14 protein-coding genes and 1 pseudogene are annotated in these 18,017 nt (G+C 58.7%); 7 read left to right on the top strand and 8 right to left on the bottom strand.

What is annotated here, in order from left to right; translation table 11 throughout:
- Positions 1-14: 14 nt before the first annotated feature.
- Complete coding sequence (locus tag AWB69_RS08280; protein ID WP_062084196.1) at positions 15-3,800, bottom strand: chemotaxis protein CheB; 3,786 nt, start codon at positions 3,798-3,800, stop codon at positions 15-17.
- Between the two features lie 435 nt (positions 3,801-4,235).
- Between AWB69_RS08280 and AWB69_RS08275 the strand changes: the two genes are divergently transcribed.
- Positions 4,236-4,670 carry a response regulator gene (locus AWB69_RS08275; protein ID WP_062084193.1) on the top strand — a complete coding sequence of 145 codons (435 nt, stop codon included), beginning with the start codon at positions 4,236-4,238 and terminating at the stop codon, positions 4,668-4,670.
- Between the two features lie 54 nt (positions 4,671-4,724).
- Here the strand turns inward: AWB69_RS08275 and AWB69_RS08270 are convergent, their stop codons facing one another.
- The 4 genes and pseudogenes from AWB69_RS08270 to AWB69_RS08255 form a co-directional block, all read right to left on the bottom strand.
- Positions 4,725-5,846, bottom strand: coding sequence for a sensor histidine kinase (locus AWB69_RS08270; protein ID WP_062084191.1), 1,122 nt, complete (start codon positions 5,844-5,846; stop codon positions 4,725-4,727).
- Between the two features lie 347 nt (positions 5,847-6,193).
- Positions 6,194-6,445: pseudogene (locus AWB69_RS49230) on the bottom strand (LysR substrate-binding domain-containing protein); the annotation flags it as partial.
- Positions 6,446-6,504: 59 nt separating this feature from the next.
- Entirely contained in the window at positions 6,505-7,665 is a 1,161-nt protein-coding gene (gene ampC / locus AWB69_RS08260) for a class C beta-lactamase (RefSeq protein ID WP_062084427.1), read from the bottom strand.
- Positions 7,666-7,842: 177 nt separating this feature from the next.
- A complete protein-coding gene (locus AWB69_RS08255) occupies positions 7,843-8,280 on the bottom strand; it encodes a cupin domain-containing protein (RefSeq protein ID WP_231937026.1) in 438 nt (145 codons plus the stop codon).
- 156 nt (positions 8,281-8,436) lie between these two features.
- Between AWB69_RS08255 and AWB69_RS08250 the strand changes: the two genes are divergently transcribed.
- Entirely contained in the window at positions 8,437-9,354 is a 918-nt protein-coding gene (locus tag AWB69_RS08250) for a LysR family transcriptional regulator (protein WP_062084186.1), read from the top strand.
- Here the strand turns inward: AWB69_RS08250 and AWB69_RS08245 are convergent.
- Positions 9,344-10,495, bottom strand: coding sequence for a sterol desaturase family protein (locus AWB69_RS08245; protein ID WP_062084423.1), 1,152 nt, complete (start codon positions 10,493-10,495; stop codon positions 9,344-9,346). The genes AWB69_RS08250 and AWB69_RS08245 overlap by 11 nt on opposite strands.
- A gap of 679 nt (positions 10,496-11,174) precedes the next feature.
- Entirely contained in the window at positions 11,175-12,302 is a 1,128-nt protein-coding gene (locus AWB69_RS08240; RefSeq protein ID WP_062084184.1) for an aminotransferase, read from the bottom strand.
- Positions 12,303-12,477: 175 nt separating this feature from the next.
- Here AWB69_RS08240 and AWB69_RS08235 point away from each other — a divergent pair, with 175 nt between their 5' ends.
- The 5 genes from AWB69_RS08235 to AWB69_RS08215 all read left to right on the top strand — a co-directional run bounded on the left by AWB69_RS08235 (position 12,478) and on the right by AWB69_RS08215 (position 17,180).
- A complete protein-coding gene (locus tag AWB69_RS08235; RefSeq protein WP_062084182.1) occupies positions 12,478-13,629 on the top strand; it encodes a succinylglutamate desuccinylase/aspartoacylase family protein in 1,152 nt (383 codons plus the stop codon).
- An 88-nt stretch (positions 13,630-13,717) separates the two neighbouring features.
- Complete coding sequence (locus AWB69_RS08230; RefSeq protein WP_062084180.1) at positions 13,718-14,518, top strand: ABC transporter substrate-binding protein; 801 nt, start codon at positions 13,718-13,720, stop codon at positions 14,516-14,518.
- A gap of 70 nt (positions 14,519-14,588) precedes the next feature.
- Positions 14,589-15,293 carry a helix-turn-helix transcriptional regulator gene (locus AWB69_RS08225; RefSeq protein ID WP_269447469.1) on the top strand — a complete coding sequence of 235 codons (705 nt, stop codon included), beginning with the start codon at positions 14,589-14,591 and terminating at the stop codon, positions 15,291-15,293.
- On the top strand, positions 15,286-16,242 hold the full coding sequence (locus AWB69_RS08220) for a threonine/serine dehydratase (protein ID WP_062084177.1): 957 nt from the start codon (positions 15,286-15,288) through the stop codon (positions 16,240-16,242). The genes AWB69_RS08225 and AWB69_RS08220 overlap by 8 nt, the downstream gene beginning before the upstream one ends.
- Positions 16,239-17,180, top strand: a complete 942-nt coding sequence (locus tag AWB69_RS08215) for an ornithine cyclodeaminase family protein (protein ID WP_062084175.1) — start codon at positions 16,239-16,241, stop codon at positions 17,178-17,180. The genes AWB69_RS08220 and AWB69_RS08215 overlap by 4 nt, the downstream gene beginning before the upstream one ends.
- Positions 17,181-17,228: 48 nt before the next feature.
- Here AWB69_RS08215 and AWB69_RS08210 read toward each other — a convergent pair whose 3' ends face one another.
- Entirely contained in the window at positions 17,229-18,008 is a 780-nt protein-coding gene (locus tag AWB69_RS08210; protein WP_062084173.1) for an IclR family transcriptional regulator, read from the bottom strand.
- Between the last annotated feature and the right edge of the window lie 9 nt (positions 18,009-18,017).

The following is an 18,017-nucleotide window of genomic DNA, read 5'->3' as shown; positions in this document are numbered from 1 at the left end:
GATTGAGTGGGCGATTAACGGACGCGTCTCTCGCGACACAATGCAACCAATGCACTCAGCTGGCTAAGGTCGGCCGGCTTGATCAGGTGGTGATCGAAACCCGCTTGTGTGGCTCGCTGGAGATGCACCTCTTCACAGTACCCGCTATGGGCAATCAGCAAGGTATCGTGCTGATCAGGCATCACGCGTATACGGCGAGCGACCTCGTAGCCGTCCATCCCAGGCAGACCGATATCGAGTAACACGACTTCAGGGCTGAATTGTTCGACACAGAGAAGCGCGGCTGGGCCATCGCGCGCAGTCTGCACATCGTGCCCGTCGATCCGCAGCAGCGCCGCGCTGCTTTCCAGCGCATCGACGTTGTCATCCACAACAAGAATGCGCATGGCGCCAAGCGACGGCGCAGAATGGATCGCCACATGGTCCGGCTCTTCAGCCGCAGTACCGCGCGACATGGCCGGCAGGCGAACCACGAATTTGCTACCCCGGTTAAGTCCTTCGCTATACGCACGTACGGTGCCGCCATGCAATCCGACCAGGCGATGCACCAGCGCCAGGCCAAGACCGAGGCCCGCAGCCTTGCGATCCAGCGAGCGCTCGGCCTGGACAAAGATATCGAAGATCGTCGGGATGAGTTCCGCCGTCATGCCAATGCCGCTGTCGACCACGGTGAGCAGCGCATCATCGAGATGCCTTTCGATCGAGATCCGGATATGACCGCCCGGCGGCGTGTATTTGATTGCGTTACCCAACAGGTTGGTGACGATCTGTTCGATCCGCATCGCATCCCCGTCGATCGGCAGCACGCCCATCGGGAATGCGAGCGTGACTTCGTGTTGGCAGTCCTCGAATTCCGGGCGCATTGCCTCGATCGCACGACGCACTGTCTCGACCAGGTCGATCGGCTCGCTCTTAAGAACAATGATGCCGCGCGTGATTCGCGACACATCCAGCAGATCCTCGACCAGACGGATCTCGTGATCGAGTTGCCGTTGTGCTCCCACGCGTGCAATCTTTTGTGTTTCCTTGTCAGCGCCCTCCCGTTCCCAGACCTGCAAACCGTTGCGAATGGCTGCGAGGGGATTGCGCAACTCATGCGCGAGCATCGCGAGGAATTCGTCTTTTTGTTGATCCGCTGATTGCAAACGGCCGAATGCCTGATGCTGCTGCGTCACATCGGCGATGGTCAGCAGGATGAGCGCCTGGGCCGGCCACGCGATGCGCATCGCGCTCAATTGCATCGTTCGTAGCCCGATGCCCGGGAATTCATGAGTGATCTGATAGTCCCGAACACTGGTCCTCTGCGGCAAAAGCTCCTCGAGCAGCTCCCGCAGTGCGGGAATATTCCACTGCTCGTTGCCCAGGGCATACAGCTTTGTGCCGATGGTTATGTCGGGCGATGTCTGGAAGGTTTGATAAAACGCGCGGTTAGCCAGGGTGATCTTGAGATCAGCCTCGAGCACGAGCAGAGGTTCGGACATGGTCTCGACGATCGCCTGCGAGAAGTCGCGCGCGCGAGCGACTTCGTCGTTGGCGGTCTTGAGTTCATGGTTGCGATAACGCAGCTCGTCATTGGTTGTCGTCAACTCTTCGTTGACAGACTGCAGCTCTTCCTTGGCGGTCTCGAGTTCCTCGTTGGTGCTCTGGAATTCCTCGTTGCTCGACAGCAGTTCTTCCTCGCTTGCCCTCAGGTCTTCCCGTGCTCGCTCATGTTCTTCGAGCACCGCCAGTAAATGACGATGGCTACCCTCGAGCTCGGCGTCGAGTCGCGCGATTTCAAGGTCCCTATCACCGGGAGCCCCGTGGCCCGGTCGTCCTTTGCCTCGCCGTAAAGCGTGCACGACGAAGCTTGTCAGGGATTCGCGCCTCGCCTGAGGCAGTGAGTTGAGGCCACCTCCCGGCGCTTCGAAGAAGATCAGATACCACCGCCCCGGCAGGTCGGCGACCTGTACCGGATGCACCTCGAGCGCAGCGTTTTTAGCGTCGCCAGTGGTGCTTAACCGCAGGCTTGCTCTACGGATGACCGTCGCCTCGCGACGCGCCTGCCTGACTGCCTCGTCAATGGCCAGAAAAACTTCCGGTCGCGCCAGTCGCTTGAGACTGCTGCTCGGCGGTCCGCTGGGATTGACCAGATACGCGGAAGTGTCGCCGCGAAACTCGAGGACATTCAACTCCTCGTCGCACAGGACGCTTGGTGGTGTGTACCGGGCTAAGGTCATGCGGTCGATTTCTCGCCGTAGCAGTTCGGCACGCGTCGGAGTCTCGCGACCACCGGGCGCAGGTCTGGCGGAGATAAATGTTTGCGGTGTGACCGTTGACGCGGGCAGGCCCATCCGGGGACGTCCAGGACGGGGCTTCTTGCCAAAGAGCTTGCTCGACACACTAGGAATCACGCTGAATAGCTCGGAGGATGTACCCACCGATTCTGACGGCCCCAGCATGAGCACACCGTCGGGAGCCAACGCATAGTGAAACAGCGGCATGACGCTTCGCTGGAGCATCGGGTCCAGGTAGATCAGCAGATTGCGGCAACTGATCAGGTCGATCCTCGAAAACGGCGGATCGGTCGCGACGTTGTGGCGCGCGAACGTGCAGAGGCTCCTGACCGACTTGTTGATGCAGTAGTGATCGCCATCTCGCACGAAGAACCGTTCGAGCCGCGCGGGCGAGACGTTGCGTGCAATGTTTTCGATGTAGCGGCCGGCGCGCGCCGTTTCCAGCGCATCGGCGCTGACATCCGTGCCGAAGAACTGGATCTGCGTGCTGGAGACACGCTCGTCCAGATACTCCAGGAGGCAGATGGCGATCGAGTACACCTCCTCGCCGCTCGCGCAGCCGGGCACCCAGATCCTGATGGGTGCGGGCGTGTCCTGCTCACCGATCAACCGCGGGAAGACAGTCCGGGTGAGTGCGTCGAACGTTTCTGGATCCCGGAAGAACTCGGTCACGCGAATCAGCAGGTCCCGGCCTAATGCCAGCGTTTCCGCTGCATCGGAACCGAGCAGGGCAACATAGTCGACGACCGAGGTCATTTCGCGTAACGCCATGCGGCGCGACAATCTGCGTTGGATAGTGCCACGCTTGTAGTAGGTAAAGTCGATGTTGCAGGCGCGGCGTAGCAGGCGAAACAGGGGGCGTAGGCTCCGGTCACCAGGATCCGTAGCGGATCCCATCAATTCGAGTTGATCCAGCGCGCGCTTAGGGTAGCTTCCAATGCGGGCGATCTCGCTGGCGATGTCACGTGGCGCCAGCACGCTGTCGACGCAACCGAGGCTGATTGCCGCGCGCGGCATGCTGCTGTGGCGAGCCGACACCGTGTCCTGCGCAAAGGTGATGCCGCCTTCGCCTTGGATGGCCTGGAGGCCAAGCGCACCGTCCGAGCCGTTGCCGGACAGAATCACGCCGATCGCGTCGACGCCCAAATCGCTGGCGAGCGAATCGAACAGGTCGTCGATCGGCATCGGCGGCCCAAGAGTTTCTCCTCGCGGCTGCAGCCTGATACAGCGCTGTGCGATCGACATGCTCGTGTTGGGCGGGATCACATAGACATGGTCGATTTCGATGACCATACCGTCGATGGCTTCGATGACTGCCATCGAAGTACGCTTCGACAGAATCGCCGGAAGCAGGCTGGGCCGGAACGGCGCCAGATGCTGGACGACCAGGAAGGCCATGCCGCTGGAAGGCGCAATTCCTGCGAGTAACTCCGAGATCGCCTCGAGTCCGCCTGCGGAAGCGCCAATTCCCACTACCGTGAACGATGGCGTGGATTCTTCGTCTGCTGTGGCGATGGTTGTCACCGTTGCTCCGTGACGAAGTGCAGTCGTCTTTGATTCGCCGGCTCTGGTCGGGTAACGCGGAGCAAAAAACGAAGTTAGCGATCAAACATTACCATTTGAAAGCAAAGACTGGCTGACTGCGGCCCGATTATGCACCTGTCCGTTAAACCTGGCGTCCGTTATGCCACCGCGGCATGATCAATGCGCGACGCTCAATCCCAGCCCCTGACCGACGAGCCATCACTACGGTAGAAGTCGGTCAAGGCAACCATGACCGATTCAGGTCGACCGCCCCACCAGATCAACCCGGACTAGATGAAATCACCAGGGTTCGGCTGAAATGGCGCGAGTATTGATCTCTTTGAACCGTGTCGGCGTGTTGCACCGAGGGAGGTGGTCCAACAAAAATGCGACGCGGCATGCATGATGCGTCATGCTCTCTACCCCGGAGAACATATGCATTCAAATGCCATCAAAATTGCATCTTATCCATGGATCAGGCGCAGCTTCGACCTCGCCGGAATGCCGTTGCGCGTTTTAGTGGTCGACGACAACCAGAATGCCGCCGCAGCAATGGCAAGCTATTTGTCGTTCGAGAGCATGGAATGCCGGGTCGCTTTCGGTGGACTGGAAGCCATCGCGATCGGAACACACTGGGCACCCCACGTCATCCTCATGGATATCTCCATGCCCGAATGCAACGGCTACGAGGCCACCTTCGCTTTGCGGCAGGATTCACGTACCAGCGAAACGGTAATTGTGGCCTTTACAGCGTTGGACGATGACGGCGACGTGCACAAACACCTCGTTGATCACTCGTTTGACGGCTATAGCCAGAAAGGGCAGCCACCGAACAAGTTGGCCGCCCTGGTGATGAGTTTCCGTCATTGACGAAGCCCCCCGCAAAACATCTTCGACAAGGTCCACGGCGATAACAATATCGCGCTATTTGCGGCGTGGCAGACGCACGGCGAACACGGTTTCTGTTTCGTCGGACCTCGCTGCGATCTCACCCCCATGGGCCTTGGCAATTTCACGCGCAATGTACAGCCCAAGTCCCAGGTTGCCGTCGGTATCGTAGGTTTTTACCTGATTCAGCCCACGCTGGAGAGGATCAAAGATCCGGTCCAGACTCGACCCATCAATAGCAGGCCCCTGGTTCCTGACCTCGAAGCTGACGTCCGTCTCCCCGCAAGTCATCACCACGCGGACCGGAGCGTCAGATGCTCCGTACTTGATTGCATTCGTCACCAGGTTACCGAGTAACTGTTGCAAACGTCGGCCGTCCCAAACACCTTGGGAGTCACCCGCCACCTCCAGTTCCACCCGGCGTTCCGGATGCGCTGCTCGCAACTGGTCCAGTTCATCGGCTAGCAGATTCGCGAGAACGACATCGGTGGGTGCAATATTGATCCCCAGGCCCAGGTTCGTTCGATTGAAGTCAAGCATATCGCCCAGGAGCGCCTGCATGCGACCGCCGCTCCTGATCAAGCGAGAAGCGGCTCCGGATACTTTGTCCCCGGCATTCAGGTTCGCCAGATACACCGCTGTCATCTGGATGGTCTGGAGCGGACTGCGCATGTCGTGCCCAAGCATCCCAAGCAAGAGGTTACGAGCCTGGTCCACCTGGACACTGAAAAAGCTGATCGATTCGGCGAGCGCCTGGTCAATGGCCTCGTTAAACCGGATCACGTCATCCGCATGAGGAGCCTCAGGCTGGCACTCATCTATCCACAGGCGAAGAACGCTGGCACGCAGCGCACGGTACTCGGCGGCTAGCTGGTTGATGTCGAAACCCCCTCGCGCCCGCAAAACGGCGCGCGTTTGCGCGGCTGTCTCCGGGGCTCCGATCAATCTGGGGGCTCGCCCCATTGATTTTTCGAGTTGGGCCTCCTTGGTCTGGGATGTCGACAAGTCCTTTGCCACGGCCTCCAGGATCTGCCGCGCATGATCACGCAATGCCAGCGACTTCATGTCTGCCGGGGCAGGCAGCAAGGTAAGCGCGAACCCCTCCCATTGCCCCAGGATTGTTTCCATGTCACGTAAGATGAAGTCAGCCAGTCGCATGTCGCCCCGAGTATCGGAAAAAATCTTATAAGGTATTTACTGAATCCGATGCCGCGCCTGGATTGTTTCATATTCTACTGGCACGTTAAACGGCGGCGCTCGGGCAACCTGCAGACAATAGATATTTTCCGGGAAATTGGAGTGCCGGCGCCTCGCGGATTACGGATTACCGCTCCAGGTTTGTTGGCGACTTACGATCTGTTCTGTAAGGAAAGGGCGAACCACCCGTTGCGTCCCGATTTGCATCGGTCGAGATTGCTATGGCAAGTTTCCTGCACGCAGCCAGAATTCACGGCACGACCCCCAAGGGCTAGCTGCCCCGTGCCGTACCTTTGGACACGGGCCGGGCGCACTGGCGTCCGGCCCGGCAACGGCAGCCGCGCCAGCGACATGCCACTCGACCAGAGCGACACCCAGTCCGGCAACAGCAATACACCTATGCCCTGATCGACCAGTGCGGCGATCGCCAGCAAGCCGTCGATCTCGAGCCGCTGATGCGGATGAATCTGATGGTCGCGCAGGTAGCGATCGGCCAACTGACCGCCCAGCACAGAGCGCTCATAGCGAATAAAAGGCTCGTTTCGCAGCACCTCGTGCGCACCTTCTGGTCTTCCATGCACCTGTCAATACGTCTTTGGCGAAGCTACGCAAAAAACGGTCAGTTCCGTGGACTGGACTGACTGCCAAGTTGGGTCAATATCTGATATGCAGCGGTCACCCTTTGAGCGATGGGATAACTTTTATTTGCAAGTATGACGATGCCCAATTTTTGAGCGGGAACAAACGCGAGGTAGGATGAAAACCCATTGGTCGATCCGGTTTTGTCGATCAGCGAATTGGGTTGCGGCTGGAGCGGAGGGATTAACTCGGTTGCTTTCGTGGCCTGCAAAATCATCCTGTCCGAATTGCCTTCCAAAACCTGCTTCAGTTCCACGGGATAGGGGTATTGCTCCCATATGAGGTCCTGCGTTATTTCGCCTGACCTGAAATATCCGGCGTGGGTGTTGTCAATCGCGCGTTGCAACTTGCTGTCAATCTTGATCATCTGCATGTTGGCTGCAATAAACCTGACCATGTCGGCCGTGTTCGATTTCACCCCATACGCTTCCGAGGAGAGAACCCCGGCGTTCAGCCTGATCGGCGCGCCCTGCTTGGTGTAGCCCTGGGCGTAATCCTTCATCTGATCCGGCGGCACGTTGATATAGCTGTGCGTCATTCCAAGCATGGGGAACAACGTCTTTTCAATCGCGTCGTCAAAAGACTCATTCATGCTTCGGGCAGCGATCATGCCGAGCATGCCGATACTCGGGTTCGAGTACGCTCTGTATGTGCTCGCGGCATAAGTGGGTTGCCAGTGCCGGAAGTATCCCATCAACTGATCCGTATTGTGAATACCGTCAGGCACTTGCAACGGGAGACCACCGGCCGTGTGCGTGCCCAGATTGAGCAGACTGATGTTGTCAAAGCTGCTGCCGCGCAGGGATGGCAAATATTTGCTGGCGTTGTCGGACAACGAAAGCTTGCCATTGACCTGCGCATACGAGGCCAGTGTTGCCGTAAATGTCTTGCTATCCGATCCCATCTCAAAGAGAGTTTCGTTTGTAATCGGCCGCCGTGTTTCGAGTGACGCCACGCCATAGTTGAAAAAATAACTCTCTCCGTTGATGGTTACCGCCACCGCCATACCTGGAATTTTGTATTCCTGCATCACCGGACGTATTGCGCGGTCAATTACGGCGGAGATTTCCTGCTGTTTTTTTGCGCTTTGTGAATATGCGCTGGACGCGAGAAAACATGAAGACACCAAGGTGGAAATCAGTAACTTCTTGAAAAACCGGGACGCATGAAATCTCCGTAGGCAAGCAAGCTGAATATGAGGTGAGAAGGTGTTTTGGTGACTGGCACAGATCAAGCGAAACAAGCGCCTTGTGCTTTCCCGGCTGACTCTCAATCGAGCCTGCGGCGTTTGACGCAAGACAGAGCGCGCGGTTTCCGATTACTTCGGGACATTCGGCAAATTCGGCAAATTCGGCAAATTCGGAGAAGGTACGTTGAACGGTTTCCCGGGTGTGGATATCCAGGTTGCGATGACGGTCGCGCCATCAGGCCCAGCCTTGGTGACGTGAATTGCATTGGCCGCAATCTGAAAACTCCCACCCGCATGGATGTCCTGGACCGGTTGCCCATCCACCTGCAAGATTATCTCGCCCTTCATCACATAGCAGACCTCGGGTCCGGTCGCCATGTGACGGGGTTTCGCGGCATCAGGCGGAAACTCGGACACCCCCATGCCCATCTCCCGATTGGTCCCGTTTACAACGACTCTTTCCAGAACTCGCGTCTCTTTTGCTGCGGGCGCCGCGTCGGCGGCGAAAGCAGATTGCATCGAAAGCAAGGCCCCCAGAATGATGGGAATGGAAAGACATGTCTTCACGATTGTTCCTTCTGTCAAAAATTCCGGCTATCGGCCAGGCGCTTACGGCTGATAGCCCGAGGGACTCAAGCACCGGGCAGCGACGAAAATATCGTCGCTTTTCGCCTTGTCCGCAAGCGAGCATAATTTCTGTCTGGGTAAAGAAAAACTTATGTCATGAACTCCATCCGGCCTCATCTTCCACTGAACGCCCTGCGCGCTTTCGAAGCATCGGCACGGCACCTGAGCTTCACGCGCGCCGCACTGGAACTCAATGTGACGCAGGCTGCCGTCAGCCAGCAGGTTCGGATGCTCGAAGAACGGCTCGGCACTACCTTGTTCAAACGCTTGCCACGCGGACTGGGCATGACCGATGAAAGCCGCGCGTTGCTTCCGGTATTGACCGATGCATTCGGGCGCATCGAGGGCGTGCTGAAGCAATTCGAGGGCGGACGTTTTCACGAAGTGCTGACGATCGGCGTTGTCGGGACTTTTGCAGTCGGCTGGTTGCTGCCACGGCTCAAGTCGTTTCGGCAGACGCACCCCTTTGTGGAGTTGCGGCTGATGACCCATAACAATCTGGTCGACCTGGCGGCAGAGGGACTGGACTTTGCAATTCGCTTCGGTGACGGCGCCTGGCCTGCGACGCACAATGTCATGTTGCTTGATGCCCCGCTTACCGTGCTTTGCGCACCCGATATTGCGCGAAGGCTTGCCGCGCCGCATGACCTCGCGAAGGAGACGTTGCTTCGTTCGTATCGCACCGACGAATGGATCGGCTGGTTTCACGCAGCCGGACTCGATCCATGGCCAGTCAACGGTCCGGTTTTTGATTCGTCACGCTTGATGGTGGAAGCCGCGGTACAAGGCGCGGGTATAGCGCTGGCTCCCCCGCTTATGTTCGCCAGGGAGCTTCAGGCGGAACTCCTCGTTCGCCCTTTCCATTCGGAAGTGAGAACGGGCAGCTACTGGCTGACATGGCTGAAATCGAAGCACATGTCCCCCGCCACGCAATTGTTCCGTGACTGGATTCTCGCGGAAGCGGCCGACTGTGGAGAAACCCGATCGGCTTCGGAAATGACGGTCAGGCCCTGAACATCAGGACCGCGGCCGCTACGCCCGCAAGGTCGACCAGAATGACCGGGATGACGCTCACACGGCGTTGCAAGTAAGCGCCTAAAGCCCAGAGCCCGGCGACGACAATGGCGGTCAGCCCCAGCTCTGTCGAATATGAAAGTTCTTCCGCGTACCACAGATAAATGGCCGTTGCTCCCATCATCAGGGCAAATTGCACGACGGCAAATATCGCAGCGCCGCTGGCAAGCGACTCTCCATACAACCGGCTCGCCGCGTCCAGGTCGAACGCTGGAGCAGAGGACTTCGCCTGAATGTCCCCAGGCAGGTCGACACTGGAGTCGGACGGCCGCCAGCCCGGAGGCTTGAGCCAGATACGCCACTTGTCTGCCCCCCTCGCTTGCCGCGTTGCCTGCACGAGCGACCAGTATTCCGCAAAGATTGCCCAACCAGGATCCCAACTCCGCAGGGGCGTCCTCGTTCCATAGACGCAGGGCTCCCCTTCCTCCGCGAAAGTCCCGAACATCCTGTCCCAGATCACAAACATGCCGCCGTAATTCTTGTTGATGTACTGGTCGTTGACCGCATGATGCACACGATGGTTGGAAGGCGAAGAAAACACGCGATCGAACCAGCCGAGTTTGCCGACGTGTTCAGTGTGAATCCAGAACTGATACAAGAGGACGATGAGTCCGGCAAGACCAAACTGCTCCGGCGGCACGCCTATCACCGCTATGGGCAGGTAGAAGATCCAGCCAATGAGCACGACGGTGCTTTCTTGCCGCAACGCGGTCGAGAAATTGAAGTGCTGGCTTTGATGATGGACGACATGGGCAGCCCACATGACAGCGCACTCATGCCCCGCGCGATGCAGCCAATAGTCGAAGAAATCGAACAGGACAATGGCGATCAGCCAGCCGTACCAGGTGTCCCAGAACTTGACGTTGGGAGTGGACGTCAGTGCATTGAACACAATGGCATACAAACCAATCTGAAAGAGCTGCGTGACCAACGCCAGCAACTGGCTTATCAGCCCCTGGCTGAGACTGCTCAACGCATCACTCAGCCGATAGGTATTACGTTGCCTGAACCAGCCGTAAGCAAACTCGGCGCCGATCAGGACAACAAAAACAGGAAGTATGAAAACGATGATCTTGTCCACGCACAATCTCAGCAATGTGGTCCCGGCTATGACGAAGACGAAGCGCCCAGGTTCACGCAGCCAATGATTCGATAGAGGCGCACCCTCCACTGGAGCGTCGTCGCAACAGCTAATCATCGATTGACTGGAATCGTACAGAATCCAGGCCAACGCTGCTTGCCAACCGGCGGCATGGCGTGCCAACGCCGGTGCTTCGTGGTGGAAACAACCAAAGAGCCGCGTCAATTCTGCCGATGCTTCACTTAGCCAACATTTATATTACGCTTACATTATCTGGCTTCATCAACATTGGAGATGACCGGGTAAGGCATGACGACGAAAATTCGAATTGCTTTATGACGGATGCTGCTCTTGAGTGGCAAGGCTTTGGAGGAGTTCGAGGGCCTCGAACGCTGCCGCGTACGCGAGGGGTTATTTCGCAGTAAGACGGGAGTTCGCTGACAGCGAAAGCGGTCGGGTCCAGCTGCCGTTTTGAGGCTGGGCCCATGATCGGATGACTCTATCCCTCGAAATGGAATTGATCAGCACTGCATATAGAGCATTGAAGCACACCAGATCAGCGGCTCCGGTATCGCCTCTGATGGGCATGCCCAACCCGGCATTCCAGCCAGTTCATGGCGCTGGTCGGGATCCGGAAGAAGTCCAGGAACCCGGCCGAGCGGACGGCAGGGGCTTGGCTCTATCGGCGCTCGATGCCTTCCAGGAAACCGGAGACCTTGACTAGTCCCTCCTGAAGGACATCGAGCGGATTCGCGAAACCGACGCGGATATACCCTTCCATTTCGAACGCGCTGCCCGGCGTGAACATCACGCCGGTCGCCTCGATCAGCGCGGTGCAAAATTCGGTCGATGACATATCGACATCAACCTTGAGCAGGCAGACCGTTGCGGCCTTGGGCTTCACATACGACACCAGCGGTTCCCGGCCAATCCAGTCGTCGAGCACCGCCAGGTTGGTCCGCGTAATGGCATGGTTACGCGCAAGGATCTTGTCCTTGGCCTCAAGCGCGATGGACGCAAGATAATCGTCGATCATCCCCACGCTGATGGTGTTGTAGTCCCGATGAATACACACCGCGCGAATCAGGTCGGTAGGTCCTGCAATCCACCCCAGCCGCAAGCCAGCCAGCGACCACGTCTTCGACATGCTGCCGGTACTGATGCCCCGCTCATAGAGATCCGCGACAGACGCGGTGAACCCTGAGCCTTCCTGATTCGTGCCCCGGTAAACCTCGTCACACAGCAGGTACGCGCCGCACGATTGGGCGATGGCGACTACCTCCTTGAGAAAGGCGTCATCCATCAGCGAGCCCGTCGGGTTGTTCGGGTTGTTGATGGCGATGAGCTTCGTCTTCTGATTCGCCAGCTTGCGAAGCTCGTCTAGATCCGGCAGGAAACCGTTCTCTTCACGCAGCGCCATGGTCTGCACGTCGGCGCCATAACTTTCGGGAATCGAGTAATGCTGCTGGTACGTTGGCAACACCGCGATCACCCGGTCACCGGGCTCGACAAGCGTCTCGTACACCAGCGCATTACCGCCTATGGCGCCGTGAGTCACGACAATATTCTTCGGTGTCTGCCGCTCATATAAAGCCGCAATATTGGCCCGCAACCGGTCGGACCCTTCGATCGCTCCATAGGTCAGCTTCATGGGAAGCAGCTCGTCGAGCAGGCTCTCGCGCTTGCCGGTCAGCTCGAGCAATTGCGCCACTGTCAGCGATTCGACGCAGGTTTCAGCGAGGTTATAGCGCGCTTCATGCTCGTACCGGTCCATCCATCGTTCGACAAGAAAGTCCTTGATCTTCATTGAAATCTCCGTGAGTCGGCTACCTGCAACGATAGCCCGAATGATGAGCAAAAAAACACCAGCGGACCAGATCATTCCTGCTGAACCCGCCAACATCCACGCCGGTTATTTTTCCGTTTGACCGATTGTATTTTACAGTCTATCTTAGACTAACAAGTACATTCCGGTAAACGACGTGACGCTATCGACCGAATATTCCGAGTTGCCCGCCCTCTCGCCGGGTGCGTCGCATCGCCTGTTCAAGCACACCTTCGAGGGCGTTGGGTCGGGGCTCAGCGCGTATATCCAGGCGGGTCTGCATGCGGATGAGTTGCCCGGATTACTGGTAATCCAGCATCTGCTCGACGCATTGGTCAAGCTGGATAACGCGGGCCGCATTCGCGGGCGGATCGTCGTGCGCCCGTTCGCCAACCCCATTGGTTTGGGGCAGCGCGTGTTCGGCGCGCATACCGGGCGCTTCAATCTCGACAACGGCGAAAACTTCAATCGCCGTTTTCCCGATCTCACCGGCGGTGTGGAAAAAGCGCTGGCTACACGCGATATTGCCCATAACGACGTCAAGAGTGCGAAAGCTTTGTTCGCCGATGTGGCCGCAGAACTGACGCCGCTCGATCCCGTCGCCGCCATGAAAGCGGCGCTGCTGACCGAAGCGTTGCAACACGACATCGTGCTGGACCTGCATTGCGACACGGACGGCATCCTGCATCTGTACAGCAATCGCAGCCAGCACACACAAGCGGTCGCGCTGGCTCGCCGCATGCGGATCAGGGCGGTGTTTCTTGAAGACCGCGCAGGCGGAACGCCCTTCGACGAAGCCATTGCGCAATGCTGGTCGGTGCTTCAACAAGCCGGGGCGATAGACGCTGACCACGCCGCGTTTTGCACGTCGGTCGAACTTCGCGGGCAAGCCGACGTCTCGGACGCCTTTGCGCAGGCCGATGCCCAGGGCATCCTGCAATACCTCGCATTGCGCGGCCTCGTGGACCTCGATCCGGACAACAACGACCTGTCTGATCCGCTCGCCGAGCACGAGGTCATGGTGTTCCCGCTCGAAGGCGTATCGCACGTACCCGCACCGGCCGGGGGTCTCGTCGCCTATAAAAAGCGCCCCGGCGACACGGTGAAAACCGGCGAGATCATCGCCGAGATCATTCCGCTGCTTGGCGCACCGGGCGCCGCACGTCATCCGGTATTCAGCGATGTCGACGGCTTGCTGATCGTGCAGCAGTACATGAAGCTCGTGCGCCCCGGCCAGCGTGTCGCCCTGCTCGCAGGCAAGAACCCCTTGCCTCATCGCAAGACCGGTCAACTGCTTAACGATTTTTAGCCGCACCGGACGCGAGGGCCAGGCACCTTGCGCCAGCCACGTTTTCCCTAGCCCTTTCAATTTTTAAAACGCGGAAGTGAGGATAGCCATGAGGCAAAATGTATTAAGTGCCATGCTCGCGGTCACGCTATGCGCGGCAGCATCCATGTTGGTGGCGGTGCAGGTCCAGGCGAAGGAGATTCCGACCATCCGCTTCGGCGTGGAAGCGTCTTACCCGCCGTTCGAATCGAAGACGGCGGACGGCCAGTTGCAAGGCTTCGACATCGATCTAGGCAATGCCCTCTGCTCGCAGTTGAAAGCGAAATGCGTGTGGGTCGAGAATGCATTCGATGGCCTGATTCCCGCACTGCAAGCACGTAAGTTCGACGCGATAGACTCCGCGATGAACATCAACGCGAAACGCAGCGAGCAGATCGATTTCACCCAGCCGCTTTACCGGACTCCGGCGCAACTGGTGGCACGCGCGGGCAGCACATTGCAGCCCACGCCGGAGTCACTGGCATCGCATAAGGTGGGCGTGCTGCAAGGGTCGATTCAGGAGCAATACGCGAAGCAGGCATGGGCCACGAAAGGCGTCGACGTGGTCAGCTATCAAACCCAGGACCTGGTCTATGCCGACCTGAGCGCGGGACGCCTGGATGCCACCTTCGTTGATGCGACCGCCGCGAGCCTTGGCTTCCTGAATCAGCCCGCAGGCAAGGGTTTCGCGTTCGCGGGGCCGTCGGTCAAGGATGCAAAGGTGATTGGCACGGGCGTGGGTATCGGTGTGCGCAAGGGTGACAAGGAACTGGTCGACGCGCTCAACGGCGCGTTTCTGGAACTGAAGCGCAACGGCACTTACCAGAAGCTGTTGAAGAAATATTTTACGGTCGATCTTGCGGTCGACTAAGCCGCGCGTGCGGAACATCGCACGACTGTTCCGCACGAATCAACACTGAATAATGACTAAAGCACGTAATTTGAAAATCGCCTCCGGACAACCTGCTGAACTCGCCGTGAAAGCGCGGCCCAAGCGAGCCCTCAAGCGCAACGAACCACAACCGTCGGCCGAGTTGCTCGCCCGCTACAGGGCTATCGCCGACGGTATCGTCCTGTTGTTTCCGCCGTACACGGAAGTCGTCATACACGACCTCGGCACGCAAACCGTGGTGCACGTGGCAAACAATCAGTCCAAGCGCGAGTTGGGCGACGAATCATCGCTCGACGACATCGAGTTCGATCCGGACGAAAGCGTGATCGGCCCGTATGAAAAACTGGGCTGGGATGGCCGCAAGATCCGCTCGGTCAGCATAGTCGTACGCAGCGACGCAGGTCAGGCGATCGGCGTCATGTGCATCAATTTTCATATTGCCGCGCTGGAGCAGGCAAGACAGGCGCTCGACCTGCTCCTCTCAAGCACCGCGCTGCAGCCGCAACCCGAGAAGCTGTTCCAGGACGACTGGCAGGAGCGCGTGAATATCTTTCTCAACCACTGGCTGCAGGAACGCAAGCTCACGCTGTCCATGCTGACGCGCGAGCATAAGCGCACGCTCATTGAAGCCTTGCATGAGGAAGGAGCGTTCAAGGGCAAGAGCGCGGCCAACTACGTCGCGAAGGTGCTGTCGATAGGCCGCGCCACGGTGTTCAATTACCTGAAAGAACTGAGGGCTACGACTGATGAATGATCTGTTTCAGCATATAGAGGAAGCGCATCGTGCGATTCGACCACAGGTGAGCGTGACGCCGCTTGCGTTCAGTCCCATGTTGTCGAAGGCGACCGGGTGCGACGTCTACCTGAAGTGCGAGCATCTGCAGCACACCGGCTCGTTCAAGTTCCGCGGCGCGACCAACAAGCTGCGCCTGCTCGATGCCGACGCACGCCGCAACGGCGTGCTCACGGTATCGAGCGGCAACCACGGCCTGGGAGTCGCGTTCGCGGGCAAGCTTGCCGGCGTTCCGGTCACCGTCTATGCGTCCACGTCGGCAGCGGCGCTCAAACTCGACGCCATTCGCGCGCTGGGCGCCGAGGTGGTCACGCTAAACGACACACCGCTGGCCGTCGAACTGGAAGCTGCGCGGCAAGCGAAACTCAAGGGCAAGGCATTTGTTTCACCGTACAACGATCTCGACGTCATAGCCGGCCAGGGCACGATTGGCATGGAACTGCACGAACAGATTACGGATCTGGGGGCAGTGTTTGCCTCTGTCGGCGGCGGCGGGCTGATTTCCGGCATTGGCACGGCGGTCAAGACGCTGAGTCCACAAACCGATGTGATCGGATGCTGGCCTGCGAACTCGACCGCTCTGTATAGCTCGCTCAAAGCGGGAAAAATCATCGACGTTGAGGAAAGCGAAACAATTTCAGACGGTACCGCGGGCGGCGTGGAGCCGGACTCGGTGACCTTCGATATCGCCAGGGAAGTCATTACCGATACCGCCCTGGTGACGGAAGAAGAAATCAAGGCGGCAATGAAACTGCTCGCGCAGACCGACCGCTGGATGGTTGAAGGCGCGGCTGGCGTTGCACTGGCGTCAATGCTGAAACTGGCCCCCCGGTATCATGGACGTGCCGTGGCCGTGGTGCTGTGCGGACGCAACATCATGCTGAACAAATTCGTCGAGGCAGTTAAGTGAAAATCTGGACGAAAGACGAGATCATCGCGCGCTTCAATATGGAACGCGCGGTGCGGATGATCGAAGAAGGTTTCATCGCCTATTCCCGCAAGACCGTCCAGGTGCCGCCAGTCCAGAACTTCCAGTTCGACGCGGCCAATGGCGATTGTTGCGTCAAGTCGGCTTATGTCGATGGCGCAGCGGCGTTCGCGGTCAAGGTATCCACCGGCTTCTACGACAACCCGAAACAGGGCTTGCCGAGCAACAACGGCTTGATGGTGCTTTTTTCCGCCACGACGGGCGAACCGGTCGCCCTGTTGCAGGATGAAGGCTGGCTCACTTGCGTGCGTACGGCGCTTGCGGGACAACTCGCAGCACGATTGCTGGCGCCGCGCGAGGTGCATGCGATCGGAATTATTGGCAGCGGCGAGCAAGCGCGGCTGCAGCTTGAATACCTGCAACCGGTGACCGGCTGCAGGGACGTATTCGTATGGGGGCCGAGCACCAAAAACCGCGAACTATTCGTGAAGCAGATGTCGGCACGGGGCTTCAATGTGCGGGCGATGGACTCCGCTGAGGGCGTTGCTGCCAACGCAAACCTGATTGTCACCACAACGCCATCAAGAGAGCCGCTGCTGCGCTCGGACTGGATCCGCGACGGCACGCATATCACAGCGGTGGGCGCGGACAGCGCCGGCAAGCAGGAACTCGATCCGGCAATCATTGCGCGGGCCGGGGTGATCGTGGTGGACTCGATCGACCAGTGCAGCAAATACGGCGAAATCTCGCACGCGTTATCGGCCGGGCTGATTCAAGCGGAGCAGTTGCTTGAACTCGGTACGTTGCTGGACGCCGGCCAGCGCGCCCGCGACGATTCCAACCCTTCCCAGATCACGGTGGCCGACCTGACCGGCGTGGCGGTGCAGGACGTGCAGATTGCGGCCAGCGTGGGCGCCTGAACGTTTTGATGCATCGAAATTTCAGCGCGGTCATGCCTCCTGCCATCATCAGCCCACCGCGCTGAAACTCGTCCCGTAGTAAGGCTGCGACAAAGTCTTCGCCGAGCGTATGAGATCCTCGAGCATGGCCGCGCGCTTGTTCGGGTCGGTGTCGCGGCTGGTCATGAAACACAGCGCGGCGACGGCTTGCCCGTTCTTGTCTCGCACGGGCGCCGCCATGCAATATCGAAACGTGTGGGAAAGACCTTCCGTGCAGAAAAAACCCTGTTCGGCGGCGCGTTCGACATCGCCCAGGAATTCCGGCACTTCGATTCGCTTGCCGTTATCGAGCACGAAGTCTTCTTCCGGAATCAACGCGCGAATCTGGTCCGCGCTCAAGTGTCCGAGCAGCAAGCGGCCGGATGCGGTCCAGGGAATGGGGACTTTCACTCCTATATCCGAACTGATGTTGAACGGGCGCGAACTGTTTTCCGACAGCACCACGGTGTACTTGTTGCCCTCCAGCATGCAGAGCTGCGCAGTCTCGTCGTGGCTTCGGACAAGGCCCAGGATAACCACGTGGGCCCGGCTGATCAGGTCGTTGTGCACCGCATAGTCGGACCCGTAATAGTGCATCTCGCGGCCGAAGAACACACTACCGTCCGCCCCCGCTTCCAGCCAGCCGGCCTCGGTCAGGATCGTCACGAGTTCGTAGATGCTGGAGCGCGGCGCCCCCGTTGCTTCAATCAGCTCGCGCATGGTCATTGGACGCCGCACGCTATGCAGTTGCTTGAGGATGGAGACGACCCGGTCGACTCCCCTCGCCCTTGAAGATTCCTGTACAGACATGACTCAAAC

Source organism: Caballeronia udeis, assembly GCF_001544555.2.
Taxonomy (GTDB): Bacteria; Pseudomonadota; Gammaproteobacteria; order Burkholderiales; family Burkholderiaceae; genus Caballeronia; species Caballeronia udeis.
This window is presented reverse-complemented; position numbering and strand designations above follow the sequence as displayed.